General features: G+C 72.5%; 24 protein-coding genes. 15 read left to right on the forward strand and 9 right to left on the reverse strand.

Translation table 11 applies throughout. From position 1 onward, the window contains the following. Positions 1-44: 44 nt before the first annotated feature. The 6 genes from ileS to ACLIRP_RS09925 form a co-directional block, all read right to left on the reverse strand. Positions 45-3,344 (reverse strand): isoleucine--tRNA ligase, encoded by a 3,300-nt coding sequence (ileS, locus tag ACLIRP_RS09900; RefSeq protein WP_412060286.1) that lies wholly within the window; start codon positions 3,342-3,344, stop codon positions 45-47. 78 nt (positions 3,345-3,422) lie between these two features. Next, positions 3,423-4,208: an alpha/beta hydrolase gene (locus tag ACLIRP_RS09905; RefSeq protein WP_412060287.1), complete on the reverse strand. Its 786-nt coding sequence runs from the start codon at positions 4,206-4,208 to the stop codon at positions 3,423-3,425. Further along, a complete protein-coding gene (locus ACLIRP_RS09910; RefSeq protein WP_412060288.1) occupies positions 4,205-5,041 on the reverse strand; it encodes a purine-nucleoside phosphorylase in 837 nt (278 codons plus the stop codon). The genes ACLIRP_RS09905 and ACLIRP_RS09910 overlap by 4 nt, the downstream gene beginning before the upstream one ends. 79 nt (positions 5,042-5,120) lie before the next feature. Further along, positions 5,121-6,116, reverse strand: a complete 996-nt coding sequence (locus ACLIRP_RS09915; RefSeq protein WP_412060289.1) for a DivIVA domain-containing protein — start codon at positions 6,114-6,116, stop codon at positions 5,121-5,123. After that, positions 6,113-6,364, reverse strand: coding sequence for a hypothetical protein (locus tag ACLIRP_RS09920; protein ID WP_412060290.1), 252 nt, complete (start codon positions 6,362-6,364; stop codon positions 6,113-6,115). Before ACLIRP_RS09920 ends, ACLIRP_RS09915 begins: the two co-directional genes overlap by 4 nt. A gap of 63 nt (positions 6,365-6,427) precedes the next feature. Continuing rightward, on the reverse strand, positions 6,428-7,150 hold the full coding sequence (locus ACLIRP_RS09925; protein ID WP_412060291.1) for a YggS family pyridoxal phosphate-dependent enzyme: 723 nt from the start codon (positions 7,148-7,150) through the stop codon (positions 6,428-6,430). Positions 7,151-7,348: 198 nt separating this feature from the next. Between ACLIRP_RS09925 and ACLIRP_RS09930 the strand changes: the two genes are divergently transcribed. The 3 genes from ACLIRP_RS09930 to ACLIRP_RS09940 are packed head-to-tail and all read left to right on the forward strand — an operon-like array spanning position 7,349 to position 8,740. Then, positions 7,349-7,546, forward strand: a complete 198-nt coding sequence (locus ACLIRP_RS09930; RefSeq protein WP_412060292.1) for a hypothetical protein — start codon at positions 7,349-7,351, stop codon at positions 7,544-7,546. Between the two features lie 51 nt (positions 7,547-7,597). After that, positions 7,598-8,398: a TIGR00266 family protein gene (locus tag ACLIRP_RS09935; RefSeq protein WP_412060293.1), complete on the forward strand. Its 801-nt coding sequence runs from the start codon at positions 7,598-7,600 to the stop codon at positions 8,396-8,398. Positions 8,399-8,455: 57 nt separating this feature from the next. Beyond that, positions 8,456-8,740 (forward strand): hypothetical protein, encoded by a 285-nt coding sequence (locus ACLIRP_RS09940; RefSeq protein ID WP_412060294.1) that lies wholly within the window; start codon positions 8,456-8,458, stop codon positions 8,738-8,740. Positions 8,741-8,752: 12 nt separating this feature from the next. Here the strand turns inward: ACLIRP_RS09940 and ACLIRP_RS09945 are convergent, their stop codons facing one another. Both ACLIRP_RS09945 and ACLIRP_RS09950 read right to left on the reverse strand, forming a co-directional pair. Next, a complete protein-coding gene (locus ACLIRP_RS09945; protein WP_412060295.1) occupies positions 8,753-9,892 on the reverse strand; it encodes a DUF3524 domain-containing protein in 1,140 nt (379 codons plus the stop codon). 47 nt (positions 9,893-9,939) lie between these two features. Next, positions 9,940-10,170, reverse strand: a complete 231-nt coding sequence (locus ACLIRP_RS09950) for a hypothetical protein (RefSeq protein WP_412060296.1) — start codon at positions 10,168-10,170, stop codon at positions 9,940-9,942. Between the two features lie 68 nt (positions 10,171-10,238). On the opposite strand from ACLIRP_RS09950, the gene ACLIRP_RS09955 reads away from it, so the two are divergent. Next, positions 10,239-10,934, forward strand: a complete 696-nt coding sequence (locus ACLIRP_RS09955) for a ComF family protein (RefSeq protein WP_412060297.1) — start codon at positions 10,239-10,241, stop codon at positions 10,932-10,934. Positions 10,935-11,239: 305 nt separating this feature from the next. Here the strand turns inward: ACLIRP_RS09955 and ACLIRP_RS09960 are convergent, their stop codons facing one another. After that, positions 11,240-11,860: an ATP-binding cassette domain-containing protein gene (locus ACLIRP_RS09960; protein ID WP_412060298.1), complete on the reverse strand. Its 621-nt coding sequence runs from the start codon at positions 11,858-11,860 to the stop codon at positions 11,240-11,242. A gap of 152 nt (positions 11,861-12,012) precedes the next feature. Between ACLIRP_RS09960 and ACLIRP_RS09965 the strand changes: the two genes are divergently transcribed. From ACLIRP_RS09965 to ACLIRP_RS10015, 11 genes are all read left to right on the forward strand, one after another. Then, entirely contained in the window at positions 12,013-12,522 is a 510-nt protein-coding gene (locus ACLIRP_RS09965) for a superoxide dismutase family protein (protein WP_412060299.1), read from the forward strand. Further along, positions 12,519-13,346 carry a DUF5715 family protein gene (locus ACLIRP_RS09970; RefSeq protein WP_412060300.1) on the forward strand — a complete coding sequence of 276 codons (828 nt, stop codon included), beginning with the start codon at positions 12,519-12,521 and terminating at the stop codon, positions 13,344-13,346. The genes ACLIRP_RS09965 and ACLIRP_RS09970 overlap by 4 nt, the downstream gene beginning before the upstream one ends. A 281-nt stretch (positions 13,347-13,627) precedes the next feature. Further along, on the forward strand, positions 13,628-14,461 hold the full coding sequence (locus tag ACLIRP_RS09975) for a DUF5715 family protein (RefSeq protein ID WP_412060301.1): 834 nt from the start codon (positions 13,628-13,630) through the stop codon (positions 14,459-14,461). Between the two features lie 28 nt (positions 14,462-14,489). After that, positions 14,490-16,064, forward strand: a complete 1,575-nt coding sequence (locus tag ACLIRP_RS09980; RefSeq protein ID WP_412060302.1) for an energy transducer TonB — start codon at positions 14,490-14,492, stop codon at positions 16,062-16,064. A gap of 3 nt (positions 16,065-16,067) precedes the next feature. Then, positions 16,068-16,268 (forward strand): energy transducer TonB, encoded by a 201-nt coding sequence (locus ACLIRP_RS09985; RefSeq protein WP_412063702.1) that lies wholly within the window; start codon positions 16,068-16,070, stop codon positions 16,266-16,268. Positions 16,269-16,296: 28 nt separating this feature from the next. Further along, positions 16,297-16,737, forward strand: coding sequence for an energy transducer TonB (locus ACLIRP_RS09990; protein ID WP_412060303.1), 441 nt, complete (start codon positions 16,297-16,299; stop codon positions 16,735-16,737). Between the two features lie 37 nt (positions 16,738-16,774). Further along, positions 16,775-19,111 carry a DNA polymerase domain-containing protein gene (locus ACLIRP_RS09995; protein WP_412060304.1) on the forward strand — a complete coding sequence of 779 codons (2,337 nt, stop codon included), beginning with the start codon at positions 16,775-16,777 and terminating at the stop codon, positions 19,109-19,111. Between the two features lie 134 nt (positions 19,112-19,245). Continuing rightward, positions 19,246-19,797 (forward strand): fasciclin domain-containing protein, encoded by a 552-nt coding sequence (locus ACLIRP_RS10000; RefSeq protein WP_412060305.1) that lies wholly within the window; start codon positions 19,246-19,248, stop codon positions 19,795-19,797. A 107-nt stretch (positions 19,798-19,904) separates the two neighbouring features. Next, positions 19,905-20,585 carry an NAD-dependent epimerase/dehydratase family protein gene (locus ACLIRP_RS10005; protein WP_412060306.1) on the forward strand — a complete coding sequence of 227 codons (681 nt, stop codon included), beginning with the start codon at positions 19,905-19,907 and terminating at the stop codon, positions 20,583-20,585. 93 nt (positions 20,586-20,678) lie between these two features. Continuing rightward, positions 20,679-21,218 carry a fasciclin domain-containing protein gene (locus ACLIRP_RS10010; RefSeq protein WP_412060307.1) on the forward strand — a complete coding sequence of 180 codons (540 nt, stop codon included), beginning with the start codon at positions 20,679-20,681 and terminating at the stop codon, positions 21,216-21,218. A gap of 144 nt (positions 21,219-21,362) precedes the next feature. Beyond that, positions 21,363-22,784 (forward strand): undecaprenyl-phosphate glucose phosphotransferase, encoded by a 1,422-nt coding sequence (locus ACLIRP_RS10015; protein ID WP_412060308.1) that lies wholly within the window; start codon positions 21,363-21,365, stop codon positions 22,782-22,784. Positions 22,785-22,796: the final 12 nt, after the last annotated feature.

Here is a 22,796-nt window from a genome sequence, read left to right on the forward strand (position 1 = left end):
AGGTTCGGGGTTCGTCGGGTCGACCAGTGCGGCGGGTCCCAGGGCTAGAGCTTGCGGACGCCGACGGGGAACTGGGCGCCGGAGACCTCGACGGTCTGGACCAGATCGCCAGCGGGGACCTCGACGAGCGCGACGGTCTCGGCGAGCGTCTCGGCCCGGACCGTCGCCGCGAACGCGGGCGTCGCGAGCGCGCCCTCCGCGATAAAGGGCGCGAGCGCCGGCGGCACGGCGATCTCGACGGCGATCCGGTCGGACACGGCGAAGCCGGCCTCCTTGCGCAGGTTCTGGACCCGGTTGACGACCTCGCGCGCGACGCCCTCGGCGCGCAATGCGTCGTCGAGCGTCGTGTCGAGCGACACGGTGACCGTGCGCGCCGAGCCGTCGGCGGCCGTCGCCGTCTCCTGGCGGACCACGTGGCCGGCGACGCCCTCGCTCTCGATGTCGAGGTCGCCGGGCCCGAGCACGACGGAGCCGTCGGGGAGCAGCAGCTCGAGCTGGCCGTCGGCCTCGTAGCGCGCCACGCTCGCGGAGTCGAGCAGCCGAACGGCTTCGTTGACGGCCTTCATCCGCTTGCCGAGGCGGCGGCCGAGCGCCTTGAAGTTGGGCTTGGCGCGCTTGGCGACCACGCCCGAGTCGCCCGCCGCCGTGTCCAGCCGCTTGACGTTGACCTCGTCCAAGATGACGCCCTCGACCGACCGCACCGTGGCCTCGTCGACGCCGCCGACGCCGGTGACGACGAGCACGGAGGCGAGCGGCTGGCGGACGTTGATGCCGGCCTCGTTGCGCAGCGCCAGCGTGGCCGTCGTGACGGCGCGCGCCAGCGCCATCCGGTCCTCGAGGTCGGCGTCGAGCGTGTCGCCGTCGGCCGTGGGGAAGCGCTGGAGGTGGACCGAGTCGGTGTGCCCGAGCACGCCGTAGAGCCACTCGGCGGTGAACGGCGCGATCGGCGCCATCAGGCGGGAGACGACCTCCAGGCTTTCCCACAACGTGTCGTACGCCGCCTGCTTGTCGGCGGGGCTCACCTCGCCGTCGGCCTTCGCGCTCCAGAACCGGCGGCGCGAGCGGCGGAGCCACCAGTTCGACAGGTCGTCCACGAACGCCTCGACGGCGCGGGCCGCGCGCGTCGGGTGGTACCCGTCGAGCGCCACGACCGCCTCGGCGACCGTCGACTGCAACCGGCTCAGGATCCAGCGGTCGAGCTCGCTCCGAGACGCGGGCGCCAGCGCGGTCGCCGCGTCATACGCGTAGCCGTCGAGGGTCGCATACGTCGCGAAAAAGCGGTACGTGTTGACGAGCGTCCCGAAAAACTTCCGCGTCGTCTCCTCGACGGCGGTGTCGGAGTAGCGCAGGTCCTCCCACGGGGGGCTGGCGGACATCATCGACCACCTGATCGGGTCGGCGCCGTGCCGCGCAATCGCGCCGAAGGGCTCGACGGCGTTCCCCTTCGACTTGGACATCTTGTTGCCCTCGGCGTCCAGGACGAGCCCGTTCACCACGACGTTCTTGTAGGCGACCCGGTCGTCGACGAGCGCCGCGATCGCGTGCATCGTGTAGAACCAGCCGCGCGTCTGGTCGACGCCCTCGGCGATAAAGTCGGCCGGGACGTTGGCTTCGAACCGCTCGACGTTCTCGAACGGGTAGTGCCACTGGGCGTAGGGCATCGCGCCCGAGTCGAACCACACGTCGAGCAGGTCCTCGACGCGGCGCATCGTCCCGCCGTTCGGGCCCGGCCACATCAGGGCGTCGACGTAGGGGCGGTGGAGGTCGAGGCCGCCCAAGTCTGGGTTGATGGCCGCCTCGGGGAACGTGCCGCCGACCTTGGCGCGCAGCTCATCGACGGAGCCGACCACCTCGGTGTACGGCTCCTCGCCCTCTACGGGCTCGCGGCCATCCTCAAACGTCTCGACCCAGATCGGGAGGGGTGTGCCCCAGAAGCGCATCCGCGAGATCGCCCAGTCGACGTTGTTCTCGAGCCACTGCCCAAAGCGGCCGGTCCCGATGCCCTCGGGCTGCCAGTTGATGGTCTCGTTGAGCGCCACGAGTCGGTCCTTGACCGCCGTCGTGCGGACAAACCAGCTCTCGACCGGGTACTGCATCAGCGGCGTGCCCTTGCGCCAGTCGTGCGGGTAGTTGTGGACGTAGCTGTCCTCGCGGTACAGCAGGCCGCGCGCGGCCAGGTCGCGGATGATGACGCGGTCGGCGTCCTTGAACCACATCCCGCCGATCTCGCCGTAGCCCTCCTCGAAGGTGCCGTCGGGGAGGACGGGGTTGATGGTCGGCAGGCCGTGCTTCGAGCCCGTCGCCCAGTCGTCCATGCCGAACGCGGGCGCGGTGTGGACGATGCCCGTGCCGTCGTCGGTGGTGACGTAGTCGGCCGCGACGACCTGCCAGGCCTCGCTGTACGCCTCGACGCCGGCGCCGACGTACTCCGAGCGCGGGTCGGCGTCCTGCCACATCGGCGTGTAGCGCTTGCCGACGAGGTCGGCGCCGGTCATCTCGGCGACGATCTCGTAGTCCCCCTTGAGCACGGCGCCCGCGCGGCTCTTGGCGACGATCAGGAACTCCTCCTCCGTCCCCGACTCGGTCTCGACCATCTGCCGCGCCTTGACGTAGTGGATCCCCGACCCGACCGCCATCGCGGCGTTTGCCGGGACGGTCCAGGGCGTCGTGGTCCACGCCAGCAGCGACGTCCGGGGCTCCTCGACGAGCCGCGCGCGGACGATCACCGAGGCATCCTGGACCTCCTTGTAGCCCAGCGACACCTCGTGCGACGACAGCACCGTCCCGTTCGCCGGGCTGTACCACTGGATCTTGTGGCCCTTCGTCAACAGCCCCTTGTCGTGGATCCGCTTGAGCAGGTTCCAGACCGACTCGATGTAGTCCGTCTCGAACGTGACGTACGGGTCGGACAGGTCGACCCAGTAGCCCATGCGGACCGTCAGGTCGTCCCACAGGTCCTTGTACTTCAGGACGGAGGCGCGGCAGGCGGCGTTGTACTCGGCGATGCCGAAGGCCTCGATGGCGTCGCGGCCCTCCAGCCCGAGCTCCTTCTCGACCTCGATCTCGACCGGCAGCCCGTGCGTGTCCCAGCCCGCCTTGCGGTCGACGCGGAAGCCCTGCATCGTCTTGTAGCGGCAGAACAGGTCCTTGATGGTCCGCGCCATCACGTGGTGGATGCCCGGCTTGCCGTTGGCGGTCGGCGGGCCCTCGTAGAACACGAAGTGCGGGGCGCCCTCGCGGATCGCGAGCGACTGGCGGAACGTGTCGGCGGCGGCCCACTGCGCCAGCACCGCCTCTTCGACGGCGACGGCGTCGAACGACTCGACCTCAGGATAGACGGGCATCTCGGCAGCGTGCGGGAGGGGGCGCGGAAGCTACCGCCGCCCCCTGGCGGCCTGGTGAAGCCCGGCCCGATTCCGGGTCTACCCCACCACGCGGCGGAGCCACGCGGCCACCTGCTCGCGCGCCGCCGCCATGTCGTGCCCCGTCCGCGCGTCGACCAGCATCGACGACCCGTGGACGCCGTGCTCGACGACGATGAATGTGGCGCCAGCGGCCGTCAGGACCTCGCGCTGCTCTTGCGCCGACGCCAGCCCCATCTCCGACGCGGGGCGGAGCACGAGCACGGGCGCCTCGACGTCGGCGACCCGGTCGCGCGCGCGGCAGTCCGCCATCGGCCCGCCCGAGGCTGGCGACGCGGCGATCACGCCGGCGACCTCCGGCCGGTCGGCCGCGAGCCGGACCGCGAGCGCGGCGGAGTACGAGCTGCCCCACACCACGACGCGCTCGGCCCCGCCCTCGGTCGCCCAGTCGAAGGCAGCCGCGAGATCGGGGGTCGCGTCGCAAAACGCGGCGGGCGTCCCGGCCGGGAGCGCCTCGGCCGTCCGGTTGCCGACCCCGTGCGTGTCGCCTCCCGAGCGCTGGTCCCAAGCGACGGCGCGCCAGCCGAGCCCGTTGAGCCACCCGATCAGCGGCCCGTACTCGCCGCGCCCGCTCGACCCGGCCTGGTGGAACAGCAGCACGAGCGGCGCCGAACGCGGCAACCCGCCGTCGTAGACCTCGCCGAAGACCGTGACGCCGTCGCTCGTGGTGACAGTGACGGTCGAGGTCGGCGCTGGCGCGCGGCTCGTGGGGGCCGGCTCGACGGGCGCCCCGCCGCACCCGATCGCGAGCACGGCCAGCGCGAGCGCCGAGGCCAGCGGCCTCACGCCAGCGACGCCACCACGTCGCCCATCAGCGCCGTCAGCGTGGGCTCGGCGCCCGCGGCGGCCTCCAGGATGTCGGCGATGTTGACGGCTTCGAGCGAGTCCGGGAAGCACTCGTCGGTGACGACGGAGATCGCGAGGCAGCGCAGGCCGTGGTGGCGGGCCACGATGACCTCGGGGACGGTGCTCATGCCGACCACATCCGCGCCGATCTGGCGCAGGAAGCGGTACTCGGCGCGCGTCTCCAGATTCGGCCCCACAACGGCCACGTAGACGCCCTGCTGGAGCGCCACGCCGCGCTCGAGCGCCGCCGCCTCGGCCACGTCGCGGAGCGCGCGGTCGTAGGGCTCCGACATGTCGGGAAAGCGCGGGCCCCAGGCGTCCACGTTCGGGCCGGTCAGCGGGTTGACGCCCTGCAGGTTGATGTGGTCGGTCGTCAGCATCAGGTCGCCGCGCCGGTACAGCGGGTTCATGCCGCCCGCCGCGTTCGAGATCAGGAGCGCCTCGACGCCCAGCTCGGCCATCACGCGGACCGGGAGCGTGGCCTGCCACGCCGAGTAGCCCTCGTAGAGGTGGAAGCGGCCCTGCATCGCCAGCACCTCGACGCCGCGCAGCGTCCCCGCGATGAGGCGCCCCTCGTGGCTCTCGACCGTCGACAGCGGGAAGTGCGGGATCTCGCCGTACGGGATCGACTCGCGCGCCTCGATCTCTTCGGCCAGCTTGCCGAGCCCGGTGCCCAGGATGATGCCCACGCGAGCCGAGTCGCCGGCCCGCTGGCGGATGGCGTCGGCGGCGTCGCGGACCTGGGCGAGGGCGGTGTCGATGTCGGGGGTCATTCGGGTGATGCGTGATGGGTCAGGAGTGATGAGCACAGAGATGGGCGAGGCTCGGACACCGTCTCCCCTCTCGCCTCACTCAATCCAGGTCGTCCAGGATGCGCTTGATGCGCTCGCGCTCCTCGTCGGAGGCGGCGACGGAGCGCTCCTCGCCGGTGACGAGCGAGCGCAGGTCCCAGCCGCCGGTGACGGCGGGCGGGAGGCCGGCCCCGCTGGCGGGCTCCGTCTCCGGGGCGTAGGCGCCGGTCGGGGGCAGGCTGGGCGAGGCCGGCGGCTCGGGCGCGCGGGCGTCGGGCTCCGGCGCCAGCGGGGCGGCGATCGGCGGGGGCGCCGGCTCGTCCGGGGCCTCGGGCTCCGCGTACGCTGAGGCGCCGATCCAGACCTCGGGCTCCGGCGCCTCGGGCTCCGGGGCCAGGCCCTCGCCCGCCGTCCGGGCCTCGTCGTAGGTCGGGAGCGGGATGGGCGTCGAGGGCTCGCTGGGGGCCGGCGCCTCGTAGGCCTCTGGCGGCTGCGGATGGTCCGCGGAGGTGCCGGCGGGCGGGTCGATGGGCGCCTCCAGCCGACCCTGTGGCGACGGCAGCGCCCCGGCGGGCCCGGCCGACTGCAGCTTGAGAAAGCCGACGGGGTCGTCGCCCTGGAATTGCGCCAGCACCTCCAGCTCGGACAGCAGGAAGCCCCGCAACCGTGCAGCCACCTCGGACTGGCGGCTGTTGAGGCGCACGATGTCCTGGCGGAGCCCGTGGCGCTCGCGCTCGGCGTCGTGCAAGATCTTCTCCGCCCGGAGCTCGGCGTCGGCGACGAGCAGGCGCGCCTTCTCCTCGGCCGAGGCCTCGCTCCGCCGGGCCGTCTCGCGCGCCGACTCCAGCGCCTCTTGCAGCGCCAGCTCGACCCGCTCGTAATGCGTCAGCTTGCCCTCGAGCTCGCGCACGCGGTCCTCCGCGCGGCGGGCCTCGTCGAGGGCGGCCTCGAGGCCATCGGCGGCCTGCTTGAGGAAGAGGTCCACCTCCGTGGGGTCGTACCCCCGGAAGGCCTTGTCGAATTGCTTGCGGCGGACGTCGAGGGGCGAGAGATTCATGGCCGGTCGGGGGTCGCGGCGCGACGGGGGCGGCGGGTGCGGCGGCGCTCGGCCTCGGGCCGGGCGGGCACGGGCGGGGGCACTGTCGAGGCGTGGAGCGCGTCGACGGCGGCGGCGACCCGGGCCTCCGCGTCGTCGGCACGGCCTCGCGCACCCTCGGCGAGCGCGCGGATCCGAAGCGTACGGAAGGCGAGCCCGGCGAGAGCGGCGATCAGCGCTCCGACGACGACGAGGAGGGGGACGAGCATATGCGCAAACTACGGCGACCGGTGCAGGCCCCACCGCCGGTTAGAGAGAAGAGCGGCCGGCCGCTAGCGGGAGCCGAAAAGGGCCGTGCCGACGCGGACGTGCGTGGCGCCCTCCTCGACGGCCACCTCGTAGTCGCCGCTCATCCCCATCGAGAGGACGGAGAGCGGGCTCGGGGAGGCCTCGAAGAGCGCCCGCAAGCGAACAAAGGCGGGCCGGACGACGCGGTCGAGGTCCGCCGCGTCTTCGGCGATGGCGGCCATGCCCATCAGGCCGACCGGCCGCAGGTGCTCGCGCGCGACGACCTCGGCCAGCAGCGCGTGCGTGTCTGCCGGGGCCACGCCGTGCTTGGCGTCCTCGTCGGAGATGTTGACCTGCACGAGGACGGGCAGCACCCGCCCCGCCTCGGCTGCCTTCCGGTCGAGCGCATCCGCCAGCCGGACGCTGTCGAGCGCGTGGAAGAGGTCGGCGCGGGCCGCGGCGTCGCGCGCCTTGTTGCGCTGGAGCGAGCCGATCAGGTGCCACCGGACCGCTCCCCCATCGGCCTCACCCGGCAGCGCGTCCGACTTCTCGACCAGCTCGCCGACGCGGTTCTCGCCCAGGTCGCGCAGGCCGGCCGCGACGGCCGCGCGGACGGTCTCGATCGGGCGCGTCTTGGTGACAGCGACGAGGGTCACGGCGTCGGCGTCGCGGCCCGCGCGAGCGGCGGCGGCGGCGACCCGTTGGCGGACGCCCTCGACGCGAGCGGCGATGGCGGAGACGAGGGCGGGGTCGGGCGTGTCGGGCATCGGAGAGGTACCGGCCCACGCGGCCGGCGGATCCGCCCCGCTCGCGCCTCGACGCTGGATGGTGGGGCGTCGCGACACGCTCGCGTTCCCAAACGACCCACTATCGAGAGGTCGACCCGACGTCTTGGCCTCCCCTGCGCCAGCGGGCGAGTTGGCGCGGCCTTTGTCGAAGGAGGTGTGAACCCGCCCTCCGAGGCCATGCACATGCCCCTGACCGCCGCTCGCGACGCCGCCCGGGCCGACTGGCTCGCGGGCGACGCCAACGCCTGGGCCCGCTACTCGGCGTGTGTGCGCACGCTCGCGACGCTGTCGCCCGAAGCCCGCCCTGCCGCCCCCCACCGGACCGCCCGGCCGACCCGCGCGACGCCGAAACGAACGGGACGTCGGCGCTCGTGACCGGCATTCGGGCGGTTTGCCGTAGGATGCGGTGTACCCTCCCCTGCTGCCATGGCCGTCCACGACATCGAGTACCGCCTGATCGGCGACGACCTCCAGATCGTCGAGGTCGCTCTCGACCCCGGCGAGGCCGTCCGCGCTGAGGCGGGCGCCATGCTCTACATGGACGCCGACGTGACGATGGACACCGGCACGGGCGGCGGATTCATGAAGGGGCTCAAGCGACGGATCGCGGGCGAGAGCTTCTTTATCACCTCGTTCACGAACGACGGCCGCAGCGAGGCGAAGGTCGCATTTAGCGCGCCCTATCCCGGCAAGGTGGTCCCGCTCGACCTGGGCGCGGAGGGCGGGTCGTTCCTGTGCCAAAAGGACACGTTCCTGTGCGCCGCGTCGGGCATCGAGATCGAGGTCGCGTTCACCAAAAAGATGGGCGCCGGGCTGTTCGGCGGCGAGGGCTTCATCCTGCAGCGCCTGACCGGCGACGGCCTCGCGTTCTGCCACGCGGGCGGGACCATCGTCGAGCGCGACTTGGCAGGCGGCGAAGTCCTCCGCGTCGACACCGGGTGCTTGGTCGCCTTCGCCGAGTCGGTCGACTACGACATCGAGTTCCAGGGCGGCTTCAAGAACGCCCTCTTCGGCGGCGAGGGCTTGTTTCTGGCGCGCGTCGAGGGGCCTGGGAAGGTCTTCCTCCAAAGCCTCCCCTTTTCCCGTCTCGCTGACCGGATCGTGGCCGCCAGCCGGATGTACGCCAACAAGGGCGAGACGAATCGCGGCGGATCGGGCGCGCTCGGCGCCATCGGCGGGCTCGCGGCCGGCGGCTTGCTGGGCGGGCTCCTCGGGGAGGACCAGTAGGTGGGCGTTTTACCTGGCAGTTCCAAGCCCTGGTCGTTCCCGTTGGCGGTAGCGGTCGTGTCTGCGGCCTGTCTGCCTACCCTCGCCGGGCTCGCGGCGGTCGTTGAGTGGCTCCCCATCCGCATTCCGGCCGCCCTGCTCGCCATCGGGGCGGTGCTTGTATACGTCGGGATCGCAGCGTCGCTCTTGACCATCCCGCTGGCGCTCGCGGCACTCACCAGCTACCGACGCCACGCACCGCCTGTGAGACGGCGGACGACGTGGACTGTCATCGTGCTCGCGCTGTTGACGCTGACGGCCGTCTTTTGCGGGGCCCTTTTCTATTCGATGGCCTCGTCCTGACGCTCAAAGCAGCTACGCGTGCTGGGCCACCTCCGCCAGCAGGGCGTCGAAGCGGGGAGCCTTGACGCGCCACGCCAGGTCCTCGGGGATCTCGCGCAGCACCTCGACGGGCAGCCGCTGCGACTGGCCCCGCAGCATCGCACGGAGCATCTCGAACAGGTCGTCCTCGGTGTCGTAGAGGACCGGCGCGTGCAAGAGGGGGCTGTGCAGGCGCTCCGGGATCAGCTCCGGGTACGTCAGCCGATTCGGCAAGAGCGGGTGGCAGCCGCAGTGGATGGCCTCCAGCATCGAGACGCCGAAAAACTCGTGGACCGAGGTCGACACGACGATGTCGGAGCGCCACAGGAGCGCGGCGTAGTCCTGGAACGACTCGGCGAAGCCGTAGTGGAGCACGCGGTCGGCGTAGCGGCGGAAGCCGGTCTCGAACGCCGGCGGCTGCTCGGCGAACGTCTTGCCCGCGAGCACGAGCCGGAACCGCTCGCCCGCGTCGTCGAGCCGGTTCATCACCCGGAAAAAGGCCTCGGGATCCTTGTCGTACTCCCAGCGGTGGTTCCACAGGATCACCGGCGGGCCGGGCTCGCGCGACTTCCGCGCCTCGGCGGCCGGGCGGGCGGCATCGAGGCCGGCGAGGTCGAGCCCCAGCCGGAGCACGCCGCTCTTGGCGCGCAGGCCGGGGAGCGCGCCGACGTGCGTGTAGTCGGGGAAGCGGCGGAGCAGGTCCGGGAGCGCGCCGAAAAACTCGTCGAGGTGGAACTGGCTGTTGAACACCACGCGGTCGGCCGCAAGCGCCGAGAGGTAGTTGACCGTCGCGTACGTGTAGTCCCGCTCGCGCCCCTCGCGGAGCGGGTACGTCAGCTGGTTCTCGTGGAAGTACACCACGACCGGCACGTCGGCCAGCCAGTCGCGGCTGAGCGCCAGGAACGCCGGCAGGTTGACCATGTCGGACGCCACGACCACGTCCGGGCGCCATCCGTCGGCGCAGGCCTCGCGCGCCTTTTCCGCGAGCGTCACCGCGCCGCCTTGCATCCGCCACTTCCAGTACCGCGCCGCCATCGTGACCGCGCGCAAGTCGTGTGTGCTGTGGGCGGCGAGCCCGTCGAGAAACTGACGGTGCGACCCGCCAAACCACGGCTCCAGGGCGAGGACGTTCACGGAGCGTGCCGGGCAGCGAGCGGGGCGGAAAGGGGCACTCGCACCGGCTACCCGTCGCTGAGCAGGGCCGCGAGCGCGTCGGCCTCCTCGTCAGTCGTCGGGCGGACGATCGCGATGGAGCGGATCTGGAGCGCCTGCCGGAGCCGCGTGTCGCGGACCTCGACGGCGGTCACGGGGATCTCCTGCCCGGCCGTCATCTCCAGCGTCCGCGTGTCGAGGCGAAGGTCGAGCGGGGCGTCGGACACGTTCTTGATGATCATCCCACGGCGTTCGGGCATCGGAGAGAGGGGGAAGTTTGGAAGTGGGGGAGCCGGCCAAGATATTCCCCCACGCCCGCCCCGTCGCCGTGCCCCGCTTGCGCCCCGTCCCGCGCCTTCCTGATGCCGCCCGCGGCTTTGGACGCGGCCTGGCGGCGCTGGCGTACCCCGCGCTGTGCCTCGGCTGCGAGACCCGGCTGGCGGACGCCGCCGAGGCGCTGTGCCCGTCGTGCGTCCGTCGGATCCCCCGCGCCGATGCGGGCGCCGTCGCCGATCGGCTGGCGCACGCGCCCGTCCACCGGGCCGTCGCGCTGTGGGGGTTCGACCGGGGCGGGACGGTCCGCCGGGTGCAGCACGCGCTGAAGTACGGCGGGCGGCCGTCGCTGGGGCTGGCGCTCGGCGCGATGCTCGGGGCCGCGGCGGCGCACGCCGGGTGCGCGCCCGACGCCGTCGTGCCCGTCCCGCTGTCCCGCTTGCGCCAGCTCGAGCGCGGCTACAACCAGTCGGCCGCCCTCGCGGACGGCGCGGCCGGTCGCCTGGGCGTCCCGTCCGCGAGGGTCGTCGTCCGGACGCGTCCGACCCGGGCGCAGACCACGCTCTCGGCGGCCGAGCGCCACCGCAACGTCGCCGGCGCCTTCGCCCTCTCCCCCGGCGCCGACGTCGCCGGCAGGCGCATCCTCCTGGTCGACGACGTGCTCACCACGGGCGCGACGCTGGCGGCGGCGGCCCGACCGCTGATCGACGCCGGGGCGACCGTGGACGTGGCCGCGCTGGCGATGGCGTGAGGGGAGGCGTTCGGGACAGGCGACAGCCTGACGGATGGTGTTCTCAAAAGATGCCCCCGCGCCTCCTGTCGTGTCATCCTGCGCGCAGCCGCGCAGCGGCGGAGTCGAACGCGAAGCGTCGGCGCAGCCAAGGATCTCAGCCGAGCACTCCGCGACGTGCGAACTCTGTAGCCGGGCGGTGCGCGCCGGAGATCCCTCAACAGGCTGGCTCCGCCGACCTCCGGTTCGGGATGACACGGTCGGGAACGTTTCGAGTACCAAACAGCAGTCGTTTCGGGAGGCCTTCCCAGAACGCCTCCCGGCCCTCAGCCCAACGCCACGCGCCGGGCGCACAGCGCCGCCTCTATCGGGTCGTTCGTCGCCAGCACCACGACGCGCGCGTCGTCGGCCACCAGGCTGGCGACGAGGTCGCGGCCGGCGGCGTCGAGGGTTGCGCCCGGCTCGTCCATCAGCAGAACCGGTGGGTCGTGGACGAGCGCCGTCGCCACGCGGAGCCGCTGGCGCATCCCGGTCGAGAACGCCGCGACGGGCTCGTCGGCCCGGCCCGCCAGCCCGACGCGGTCGAGCGTGGCCGCGACCCGGGCGGCGGCACCGTCGAGGCCTCGGGCGCGCGCCAGGAACGCCAGCGTCTCGCGCGCGGTGATCGCGTCGTAGACGTTGAGCGCCGGGGCGAGGTAGCCGACCGTCCGCGGCACGTCGCGCGGCTCGACGCGCGCGCCGTCCATCCAGAGCTCGGTCGTGCCCGAGGTCGGCGCCAGCAGGCCCGCGAACAGCAGCAGCAGCGTCGACTTGCCGGCTCCGTTCGCGCCCGTCACCGCCAGCGGGGCCCCGGGCTCGACGGCGACCGTGAGACCGTCGAACAGGCGGCGCGGGCCAAAGCGCATCGACAGGCGGTCGGCGACGAGACGGGGGGACGCGGAAGGCACCCGAGAAGCTAGCCCGGACAGAACACGGCGGGCCGTGCCCCCGTTCTGCACACATGCCACCCACCCGCCCCCTGCTCGCCGCGTCCGCCCTTCTCGGGGCCGTCCTCGCCGCGTGCGACCCGGCGCCCCCCGCCCCCCCCCCGGCGCTCGCGGTGGCCGACTCCGTCGCCGATTCGACAGCGCTTCCCGCGTTCGAGCCCGACACGCTCGACGTGCAGGGCGTCCGCCGTGCGCGAGCGGCCATCGAGCCCGTCGGACGGGGCGACGTCGGCGGGACGATCGCGCTCGTGCGCGTGCCCGGCGGGGTCCGCGTGCTGGCGGAGCTGACGGGCCTGTCGTCGCAGGGCTTCCACGCGGTCCAAGTCCTGCGCGCCCACACCTGCGACGGCGACCCGGCCGTCCACCTCGGCGTCGCGGCGGGCACGCCGCACGGCGGGATCTACTCGCCGCCCGGGCTCCGGCACGCGGGCGACCTCGGCAACATCCGGGGCGACGGCGGGCGCGGGCGCTACGACCGAGTCGACCCCGTGCTGCCGCTGGATGGGACCGGCTCCGCCGTCGGCCGCGCGGTCGTGGTCCGGGCCCGGCCCGACGACGCCGCCAGCCCGGACGGCGCGGCGGGTGACGTGATCGGGTGCGGCGTGTTCGAGGTCGTCCGATGAAAGCCGCCCTCATCACCGCCGCCGCGCTCCTGCTCGGGGTCGCCATCGGGTGGGCGCTCCGCACGCCCCCCCCGGCCGTCCCGCTCGCGCCGCCGACCGCCGGCGAGGCCCCCGCCGTCGACTCGTTGGCGGCCCACGTCGCCCGCCTGCGCGGCCGGTTCGAGCAGCTCCGCGAGACCACCTCCGACGAGGAGAACCGCCTGCGTCGCCCGCGCACGCGGTCGTATTCCGACCACCTCGAGATGGCCGACTCGCTCGGCGTCGAGCCGTTCTCGTCCGAGGCCGAGCTCGCGCGGCACCTCGGGGCCGGACGGCTGGTGCCGCTCGTCGACAACGAGGTCTACGTGGTCCGCGTGTTGGAGCACTCGAAGCCGTTCGTCGTGCCCGCCCTGCGCGATCGGCTGATGGAGGTCGGCCGCCGGTTCCAGGCCCGGCTCGCTGACGCCGGGCTGCCGCCCTACCGCTTCACGATCTCCTCCGCGCTCCGCACCTCCGACCTGCAGCGCGCGCTCGGCCAGAGCAACCGGAACGCGACGTCGGGGACGTCGAGCCACGAATACGGCGCCTCGGCCGACATCGTCTACACCCGCTACGCCGCGTGGCCGACCGCCGCCGACACGCTCGACGTCCCCTTTGCCGACCCCGCGCACGCCACGGCGCAGCGGCTGGCGACGCGCTGGGCGAACGACCTGGCTGGCACATACGACGACCGCCTGTTCGGCGCGCTCACGCGCGTGCTCGGCGAGATGCAGGACGAGGACCGGTTGCTGGTGCTGCTGGAGAACGAGCAGCCCGTCTTCCACGTCACCATCGACGGCGAGTAGCGGCCCGCCTGAGACCGTAGGCGGCGGGATCCACGCGCCCCGCCGCCCATACGTGCCCGCAGCGATCCCCTCCGACGTCTCCCCTCTCTGTGTCCGACGCTCCGCTCCCCCCCTTCCTCCCGCTCCTCCCCCCGTCCGGCGACGGCGAGGACGCCAAGACACCAACGCCCGCCCCCCCGGACGCAAGCGCGGGGACGTCGGCGCCTCCCGCCGACCCGTCGCCGATCGCGGAGCCCGCTCCGTCCGAACGGGAGCCCGATGCCTCCCGCCCGACGCCCCGCTTGCGTCGTGGCTGGCGCTGGCTCGCGCTCTTCATCGTCGTCACTGTCCCCGCGCTCGGGATCCTGGGCGTGCGGACGAACGCGGGCGTCGAGGCCACGTACGCGCACCAGGCGCGGTTCGTCGCCCAGGCCGAGGCGGCGTTCTCGTCGATCCCCCTCTTGACCGACGACGAGGTGGCACTGCTGCGGCGCTCGCGGAACGCGCGCCACGTCGAGCTGGCAGAGGCGCTCGGCGCCGGGCCGCCCGCGTCGCGCGCCGAGCTTGACAGCCTGCGCCTAGCCGTCGGCGCCGTCTCGATCCTCAACGACTCGCTCTACGCCGTCCTGCCCGGCCAGTACTCCGTGCCGGTGCTCACGCCCAGCGGCGCCGCCTCGCTCGACAGCGTCGCCGCCCGATTCCGCGACCGGCTGGCGACCAAGGGGCTCCCGCCGTTCCGCTTTTCGGTCTCGTCGGTCTGGCGGTCCGCCGCTGACCAGGCCGCGCTCCGCGGCGGCAACGTCAACGCCGCCGCCGGGCACTCCAGCCACGAGTACGGCACGACCTACGACATCACGTACAACCCGACGCGCTACTCGCCCGCGCCCGACGCGCTCCCGCCGCCGCCGCCCATCGACGACCGCGTGCCGGGCTTCATGCGCGAGATGGTCGAGGCCGCCCTCGTCCGCGAGCAGATCGCCGACCTCAACCGGCTCGCCGCCGAGTACCCGTCGCGCCTGACGGCGCTCCTCGGCCGCGCCCTCATCGACCTCGAAGACGAGGGCGTGCTCGTGGTCGTCCGCGAGCGCCTCCAGCCGGTCTATCACATCACCGTCGCGCGGGAGTTGGTGCCGTAGGTTCGCCCGACCTCCCGCCATCGAATCTGTGCGCACACTCCTCGTGGGCCTCCTGCTGGCGACCGCCGCCGCCGCCCAGCCCTCCGCCGCCGACTCCGCCCTCGTCGAGCGCTTCCTCGCGGCCAACGACTTTGCCGAGGTCCAGACGCAGGTGGACCGGGTGCGCGAGCAGTTCATCGCCACGGCCCCGTCGCCCGAGGCCGCGGCGATGCTGGCGGAGATCTTCGCCATGGACTTTGGCGTCATGCGCGACTCGATCCGAGCCGAGCTCTTGCGCGACGTCCGGCCCGACCTGCTGCGCCACGCGACAGCCTTTCTCGAGGGCCCCGTCCTGCCCCGCGTGACGGAGGCCGCCCGCGACGTGGCCGACCTCGACCCGCTCGCGCTGACCGCCCTCGCCCACGATCCCGGCGACCGGCCGCTCGCGGACTCGACGCTGGCCGCTCGCTACGGCCGCGCGGTCATGGCCGCCAACCAGCCGGAGGATGTGCACACGATGGTGCTGACGGCGATGGTCGAGCTGTTCCCCCCCGCCCTGCGCGAGCAGATCGACGCGCTCGGCGGGCCTCAGGCGTTCGCCGAGATGTCCCGCCAGGCGGCCGGCGGCGAGGATGCCGTCGCGGCCATGATGACGGGCATCGCCCGCGTCGTGCTCGCCGAGGTCGCCCCCGACGACATCCGGGCCGTGACCGCGTACTACGAGTCCGAGGCCGGCCTCTACGTCAGCCACGCCGCCGCCCGAGCCGCCATGGCAGCCATGTTGCCCCGCATGATCGAGGCGATGCGGCCGATGTTTGAGTCGGTGGGCAAGGCCCCCGACGGCGCGCACCCCGAGCTCGCGACGCAATCTGCCAGCGATGCCGCCATTCGGGCCGTGGAGGCCGTCCAAGCCGCCGTGGACTATCCGGAGTCCGCGCTCGCGGAGGGCGTCGAGGGCGTCGTGCTTCTCGCCGTGACGCTCGACGCCGACGGGACTGTGCTCGGCGCCGAGGTCACGGACTCCCCAGACAGCCGGCTGTCCACAGCGGCGCTCGCGGCTGTCGATGCCACCGCGTTTCCCGCACCCGACTGGGTCACGCCCGAGGGAACGTCCCCAATTTCGTTCCCGGTCGTGTTCCGCCTCCCGCAGCCTCACTCCGGTGGCGAGATCCTCGAAGTTGCCGAGGTACAGCCGATGCTGATCGGCGGAATGGAGGGGCTCCAGCGCCGCGTCGTCTACCCCGAGTCCGCCCGCCGCGAGGGCGTCCAGGGCCAGGTCGTCCTCCAGTTCGTCGTCGACGAAGAGGGCCGGGTCGTGGACCCCGAGGTGCTCCGGTCGCCGGCGCCCGTGCTCGCTCGCGCCGCGCTGGAGGCGGTGCGCGGCTCTCGCTTCACGCCCGGCTCCCACAGGGGACGGCCCGTCAAGGTTCGCTTTGCGGTCCCCATTACGTTCCGTCTGACGGACCCGGCGCCCGACGAACCCGAGATCCTCGAGATCGCCGCGCCCGACGCGTATGTCGTTGAGCCCGATGTCTACGAGGTCGCCGATGTGGCGCCGAAGTTGCTCGGCGGGCTTGCGGGGCTGCAGCGCCGCGTCGAGTACCCTGAGGCCGCCCGGCTCTAGGGCATCGAGGGGCAGGTCGTCGTCCAGTTCGTCGTCGGGACCGACGGCCGCGTCGAGAACCCGGTCGTGCTCCGCTCGGCGCACGCCCTCCTCGACCCCGCCGCCCTGACCGCCGTCCGCACGAGCCGCTTTACGCCGGGGCTGCAGGACGGCACGCCCGTCCGCGTCCTGTTCGCCGTGCCCATCACGTTCCGGCTCCGCTAGCGGCGGAGACAACGCGTTCGCGGGTCCCGTGTCTCGTGAGGACACCACCGCTCGCCCGATACGACCCCTCCTGCTGGCGGCCCTCGTCCTCACCGCCGCCGACGCGCTGGCGCGAGCCCCGCCGCCCCCGCCTCCGCCACAAGCGGACGACAACACGTTCATCTGCCGAATCGAGACTCAACCCGTGCTGATCGGCGGGATCGACGCGCTCCAGTCGGCCGTCGTGTACCCGGAGGCGGCGCGGGCAGAGCGCATCGAAGGCCAAGTGGTCGTCCAGGTTATCGTCGAGCTCGATGGGCAGACCTCCGATCGCCAGATCGTGCGGTCGCCCGAGGACCGGCTGTCGCCCGCGGCGCTCGCGGCCGTCCGCCAGATGCGGTTCGAGCCGGGGCGCCAGCGCGGCGAGCCCGTCCGTGTGCGCTTGGCCGTGCCCGTCACGTTCCGCCTTCCCGACGCCGAGCGGTGGTGACGGAGCGTCGTCGCTCGTGCCGGGTACACTGGCCGAGATGCCCGACTTCGACTCCTCGGATGATGCCCTCCTCTACGGCCACGACCCGGCCGAGGGCCTCGTCGCGCTCCACCCGGTCGGCCCGGCGACCATGCGGCTCTACCGCCGCCGCGGTCCCGAGACCGTCGAGACCGAGGACGTCCGCGTCCACCCCTTCGTGTTCCTGTCGGACATCGAGCTGCTGAAGGGCTTCCCGCGCGACCGGTTCCAGTTCCAGGAGCTCGCGGGCCCCGGCTACTACCGCTACGCCGTCGCCTTCCCCGACCGCGGCGCGTACTTCGACGCGCTCCGCCACGTCCAGCGCACGACGGGGTCGGAGAAGACGCGGCCCGACGAGGTCTACACGCCCGGCGGGCCGGAGCAGCAGTACCTCATGCAGTCGGGCCGGACGCTCTTCAAGGGGATGGCCTTCGAGGACCTGAAACGCCTCCAGCTCGACCTCGAGGTCTACAGCCGCGACGGCTTCCCGCAAGCGACCACGCCCGAGCACCGGGTCATCCTCGTTGCGCTGAGCGACTCGACCGGCTGGCAGCGGCTCGTCGGCGCGCCGGGGATGAGCGAGGAGGACGTGCTCCGCGAGACGCTCGCGCTGGTGAAGGAGCGCGACCCGGACGTGATCGAGGGCCACAACATCCTGGGCTTCGACTTCCCGTACCTCGTCGAGCGCTGCCGTCGGCACGGCGTCCCGGTCGACCTCGGCCGCGACGGGAGCACGCCGCGGTCGTTCCCCTCGTCGATGCGCTTCGCCGAGCGCCAGCTCGAGTTCGACGCCGTCGAGATTGCCGGCCGCCACGTCATCGACACGCTCCACCTGCTGATGGCGTTCGACGTGACGCGCCGCGACCTGCCGAACTACACGCTGAAGGGCGCTGCCCGGTACTTCGGGTTCGCGCCCGAAGACCGGACGTACGTGCCCGGCGACGAGATCGCCGAGGTCTGGGACACCGACCCGGCGCGGCTCATGGAGTACGCCATCGACGACGCGACCGAGACCGAGCGGCTGGCCGCGCACCTGTCGGGGAGCACCTTCTACCTCACCCAGATGGTTCCGATGTCCTACGGCCAGGGCGCGCGGACCGGGCCGGCGGCCAAGATCGAGAGCCTGTTCGTGCGCGGCTACCTCCACGCCCGCCACGCGCTCCCCCGCGCCGAGTTCGGCAGCCAGGTCGTCGGCGGCTACACCGACGTGTTCGTGACCGGCGTCGTCGGGCCCGTCGTCTACGCGGATGTCGAGAGCCTGTACCCGTCGATCATGCTCCACTACGACGTCCAGCCCAAGGGCGACGCACTCGGCCTGTTCCCCCGCCTCCTCCGCCGGCTGACCGACCTCCGGTTCGAGACGAAGGACGCCATGAGCGACACCTCCGGCGACGACCGCGACGAGCTCGACGCCCGGCAGAGTGCGTACAAGATTGTCATCAACAGCTTCTACGGAAACATGGGCTTCGGGTACGCCCTGTTCAACGACTTTGCTGAGGCCGACCGGGTCGCCGCGACGGGCCAGGAGCTGCTGCGCCAGATCATGCGGCTGGCGCGCGCGGCCGGCGCGACCGTGGTCGAGGTCGACACCGACGGCGTGCTGTTCGTGCCGCCGCCCGAGGTCGAGGGCGAGGCGGCCGAGCGGGCGTTCGTGGCCGCGCTCAGCGAGCAGATGCCCGAGGGCATCCGGATCGGGTTCGACGGCCGCTACCGGCGGATGCTGTCGTACAAAAAGAAGAACTACGCGCTGCTGACGTATGACGGCGACCTCAAGTTCAAGGGGTCGAGCCTGGTGAGCCGGTCGTCGGAGCGGTTCGGGCGGGCGTTCGTGCGCGAGGCGATCCGCCTCCTCGTCGAGGAGGACGTGGCCGGGCTCCACGCCCTCTACCTCCGCCACCGCCGCCAGATCGAGGCGCACGACTGGCAGCGCGTCGAGAGCTTTTCGCGGACCGAGACGCTCAAGACCTCGCTGGCGGACTACCGCCGCGCCGTCGCCGCGGGCGACCGGACGCGCTCGGCGGCCTACGAGGTGGCCGCCGCCCAGGCCGAGCGGACCGGCCGCGAGCCCCGCATCGGCGACCGGGTCTCGTACTACATCGCCGAGGGCGGCGGCCGCGTCTTCGAGACGGCCACGCCCGCCGTGCGGTGGAACCCGGACGCCCCGGACGAGAGCACCGCCTTCTACCTCGACCGCCTCGACCAGCTCGCGGCCCGCTTCGCGCCGTTCTTCGAGACCGAGGCCCAGTTCCGGCTCGTGTTCTCTGAGGAGGACTTGTTCGGCTTCGACCCCGCCGCCGTGCGGCTCGTCGTCCGCGAGCGGGCGCCCGACGAGGTCGAGGACGACGTGCCGTTTTAGCGTGCAGATACGGGTTTCGAGGGTCGACGTAGGACAACGCCTGAGCGCGACGTACGAAGGGCCCGCAGCCTGCGCTCGGCGCCGAACACTTGTGGCAACGAGGAATGCAAGGGCTCCCCCTTCCCCCCCCGGATATGACCCGCTTCCTCTCCCTCGTGGCCCTCTCGGCCGTCCTCCTCGCGGCCCCCGGCTGCATGTCGTCGGCGTCGATGAACGCCGATGCCGACCTCGGCGGCACCTCCGCCGGTGTCATGGTCGGCGGCGAGATGATGCTCCCGACGCGCACGCTCCCCGACAACGCCTCGCGCGCCTCCAACCTGACGACGTTGGTCTCGGCCGTCCAGGCCGCCGACTTGGTCGAGACGCTCGCGGGCCCCGGCCCGTTCACCGTCTTCGCCCCGACGAACGCCGCCTTCGCCGCCGTCCCGGCGGCGACGCTGAACAGCTTGCTGGAGCCCGCCAACAAGGCCCAGCTCCAGGCCGTACTGACCTACCACGTGGTCCCCGGCCGCCTGAGCGCGGCCGACCTCCGCGACGGCCAGATGCTGACGACCGTCAACGGCGCCCAGCTCCGCGTCCGCAAGCACGACGGCATGGTGATGGTCGGCGGCGCGACGGTCACGCAGGCGAATGTGTACGCCTCGAACGGCGTCGCGCACGTCATCGACACCGTCCTGGTCCCGTAGGACCTCGATGCCAGGGTCTGCAGGGAGCCTTCGGGCAATCTGCGGCGTCCCACCAGCGGGAGTCGTCTTCGGGCGGCTCCCGTTTTTTTTCGTTTTCCCCCGAGCCCATGTCCGACCGCACAGCCTTGATTCTCGGCGCCTCCGGCCTGGTCGGCGGCCACGTCCTGCGCCGCCTCGCGGCCGATGCTCGCTGGACCCGCGTCGTCACGCTGGGCCGCCGCCCGCTCCCGACCGCCGGCCCCAGCCACGAGGACCACGTCGTCGACTTCGACCGGCTCGACGAGCAGGCCGAGCTGTTCGCCTGCGACGACCTCGTCTGCTGCCTGGGCACGACGATCAAGACCGCCGGGTCGCAAGCCGCCTTCCGCCGCGTCGACCTCGAGATCCCGTTCGAAGCCGCCCAGCTGGCCCACTCGGCGGGCGCCACCCAGGTCGCGCTCGTGAGCGCGCTCGGCGCCGACCCGAGCTCGCGGATCTTCTACAACCGGACCAAGGGCGAGGCCGAGGCGGCCGTCGGGCAGGTCGGGTTCGAGGGCGTGCAGTTGTTTCGACCGTCGCTGCTGGCGGGCGACCGCGACGAGGTGCGCGTCGGCGAGCGGATCGGGCAGGTCGTGCTCGGGGCGCTCGCGCCGGTCCTGCGCGGCCCGCTCGCGCCGCTCCGCCCGACCGCGGCCGACGACGTGGCCGCCGCCCTCGTCGCCGTGCTCGCCCTGCGGCCGTCGGGGACGCACGTCTACGAGCCGGACGCCATCCGCCAGCAGGCAAGGGAGGTCGCCATCGGGCCGTAAGGGGCGGCCCCATCGCGTGCAGGATCCTGTGAAGGCGGGACACAGAGCTCCAGGGACATCGTGACAGGGCTCCCCTCCCCCACGACCCCTCCCATGATCCGCACCCTTCTCCTCTCCCTGCTCGTCGTCGCCGTCGCTGGCTGCTCGACTGGCCGGATGAACACCGACAACACCCTCAACGCCGAGCTCACGCTCATCCCATCGGCGCTGTCGCCGGCCAACACGATCGTCGAGAACGCGATGGGCCAGCCCGAGCTGTCCGCGCTCGTCAACGCCGTCGTCGCGGCCGACCTGGCCGACGCGCTGAGCGGTCCGGGCCCGTTCACGGTCTTCGCGCCCATCAACGCCGCCTTCGACGGCATGGACGTGTCGGCGATCGACGCCGACGACCTCGCAGCCACCCTCCAGTACCACGTGGTCGCGGGAGACTACTCGGCCGCCGACCTCAGCGACGGCATGGTCTTGGAAGCCCTCGATGGGAGCGAACTGACGATCCAGACGCTCGTCGCCGGCGACCCGATGATGATGGTCGAAGACGCCGACATCATCTACGCCGACATCGAGGCGAGCAACGGGCGGATCCACCTGATCAACCTAGTGCTCAACCCGACGCCTGGCGGCGGCGCCCAGTAGGCCCCGCTCGTCGGGATTCCGCGGGCCGCTCCGACTGTCGGGGCGGCCCGCTTCATTTTCAGGCCTATCTTGGCGCCGGACCCGCCCCGTCGCGCCTGACCGCTTGAGACTCCGTTTAGCCCTTCCCTGGCCCCCCCAGGACCGATGCTCCGCGAACGAAGCCTCCTGCTCCAGCGCCTCCTCTTTGGCGCCGACCTCGCCCTGATCGCGACGGCCTGGGTGGCCGCGTGGTGGATCCGGTTCGAGCTCCTGACCCCACCTGAGTGGGTGCCGCTGGCGCACTACCTCGCGTTCCTGCCGTTCGTGCTGGCCGTCTGGGGCGCCGTGCTCTTGGTCTCCGGCTTGTACCGGACGCGCCGCGCGCAGCGGCTGACGTTCGTGGCGTATGCCGTCGCGCGAGCGGTCGTGCTCGGGCTCGTCGTCTCGCTCGGCGCGCTGTTCTTCTACCGCGAGTTCTCGTTCTCGCGGTTGCACGTGATGCTGTTCGCCGGGCTGGCGTCGGTCCTGCTGGCGGGCTTGCGGATGGGGATCTACGTTGTGCTCCGGCGCGGGCGCCAGAGCGGGCGCAACGTGCGCCGTGTGCTCATCGTCGGGGCCGGGAAGGCCGGGCAGCGGCTGGCGCGCGCGTTCCGCCACTACCCGTGGATGGGCTTCGAGGTCGTCGGGTTTTTGGACGACCGCGGCGCCGACGTCCAGCCCGAGCCGCCGGACCCGTTCTACCCCGAGCAGACGGCGCCCCCGGAGGTCCTGGGCACCGTCGACGCCATCGACAACGTGCTCGACAGCCACGGCGTGGACCTGGTGTACGCCGCGCTCCCGCTGTCGGCCGCCTCCAAGATCCAGGCCGTCGCCGAGGCGTGCGCGCTCCACACGGCCCACTTGTGCCTGGTCCCCGACCTGTTCGGCCTCGACCTGGTCAACAGCCGCGTCTCGGACGTGGACGGGCTGGCGGTGATCCACCTGATGGACGAGGCGCCGCTCGACTCCCGTCAGGTCGTCAAGCGCCTGGGCGACATCGGGTTCTCGCTGGCGGCGCTCGTGCTGCTGTCGCCGCTGCTGGCGGTGATCGCGGTCGCCGTCAAGCTGTCGTCGCCCGGCCCGGTGCTGTACCGCCAGGAGCGGATGGGGCTGAGCGGGCAGACGTTCGACATCCTCAAGTTCCGCTCGATGCCCGTCGACGCCGAGGCCAAGACGGGCGCCGTGTGGTCGACGAAGGGCGAGAGCCGGGCGACGCGCGTCGGCGCCTTTTTGCGGCGTACGAGCCTGGACGAGTTGCCCCAGTTCTGGAACGTGCTCCGTGGCGACATGTCGGTCGTCGGGCCCCGCCCCGAGCGGCCGGCCCTAATCGAGGGGTTCCGCCACCAGATCCCGGGCTACATGCTCCGCCACAAGACGAAGGCCGGCATCACCGGCTGGGCCCAGGTCCACGGCTGGCGCGGCGACACGAGCCTCACCAAGCGGATCGAGTACGACCTGTACTACATCCAGAACTGGTCGCTGTGGCTCGACCTCAAGATCGTGGCGATGACGGTGTTCAAGGGGTTCGTCCACGAGAACGCGCACTAGCGGGCGCGTGCG

Source organism: Rubrivirga halophila, from assembly GCF_046845755.1.
Taxonomy (GTDB): Bacteria; Bacteroidota; Rhodothermia; order Rhodothermales; family Rubricoccaceae; genus Rubrivirga.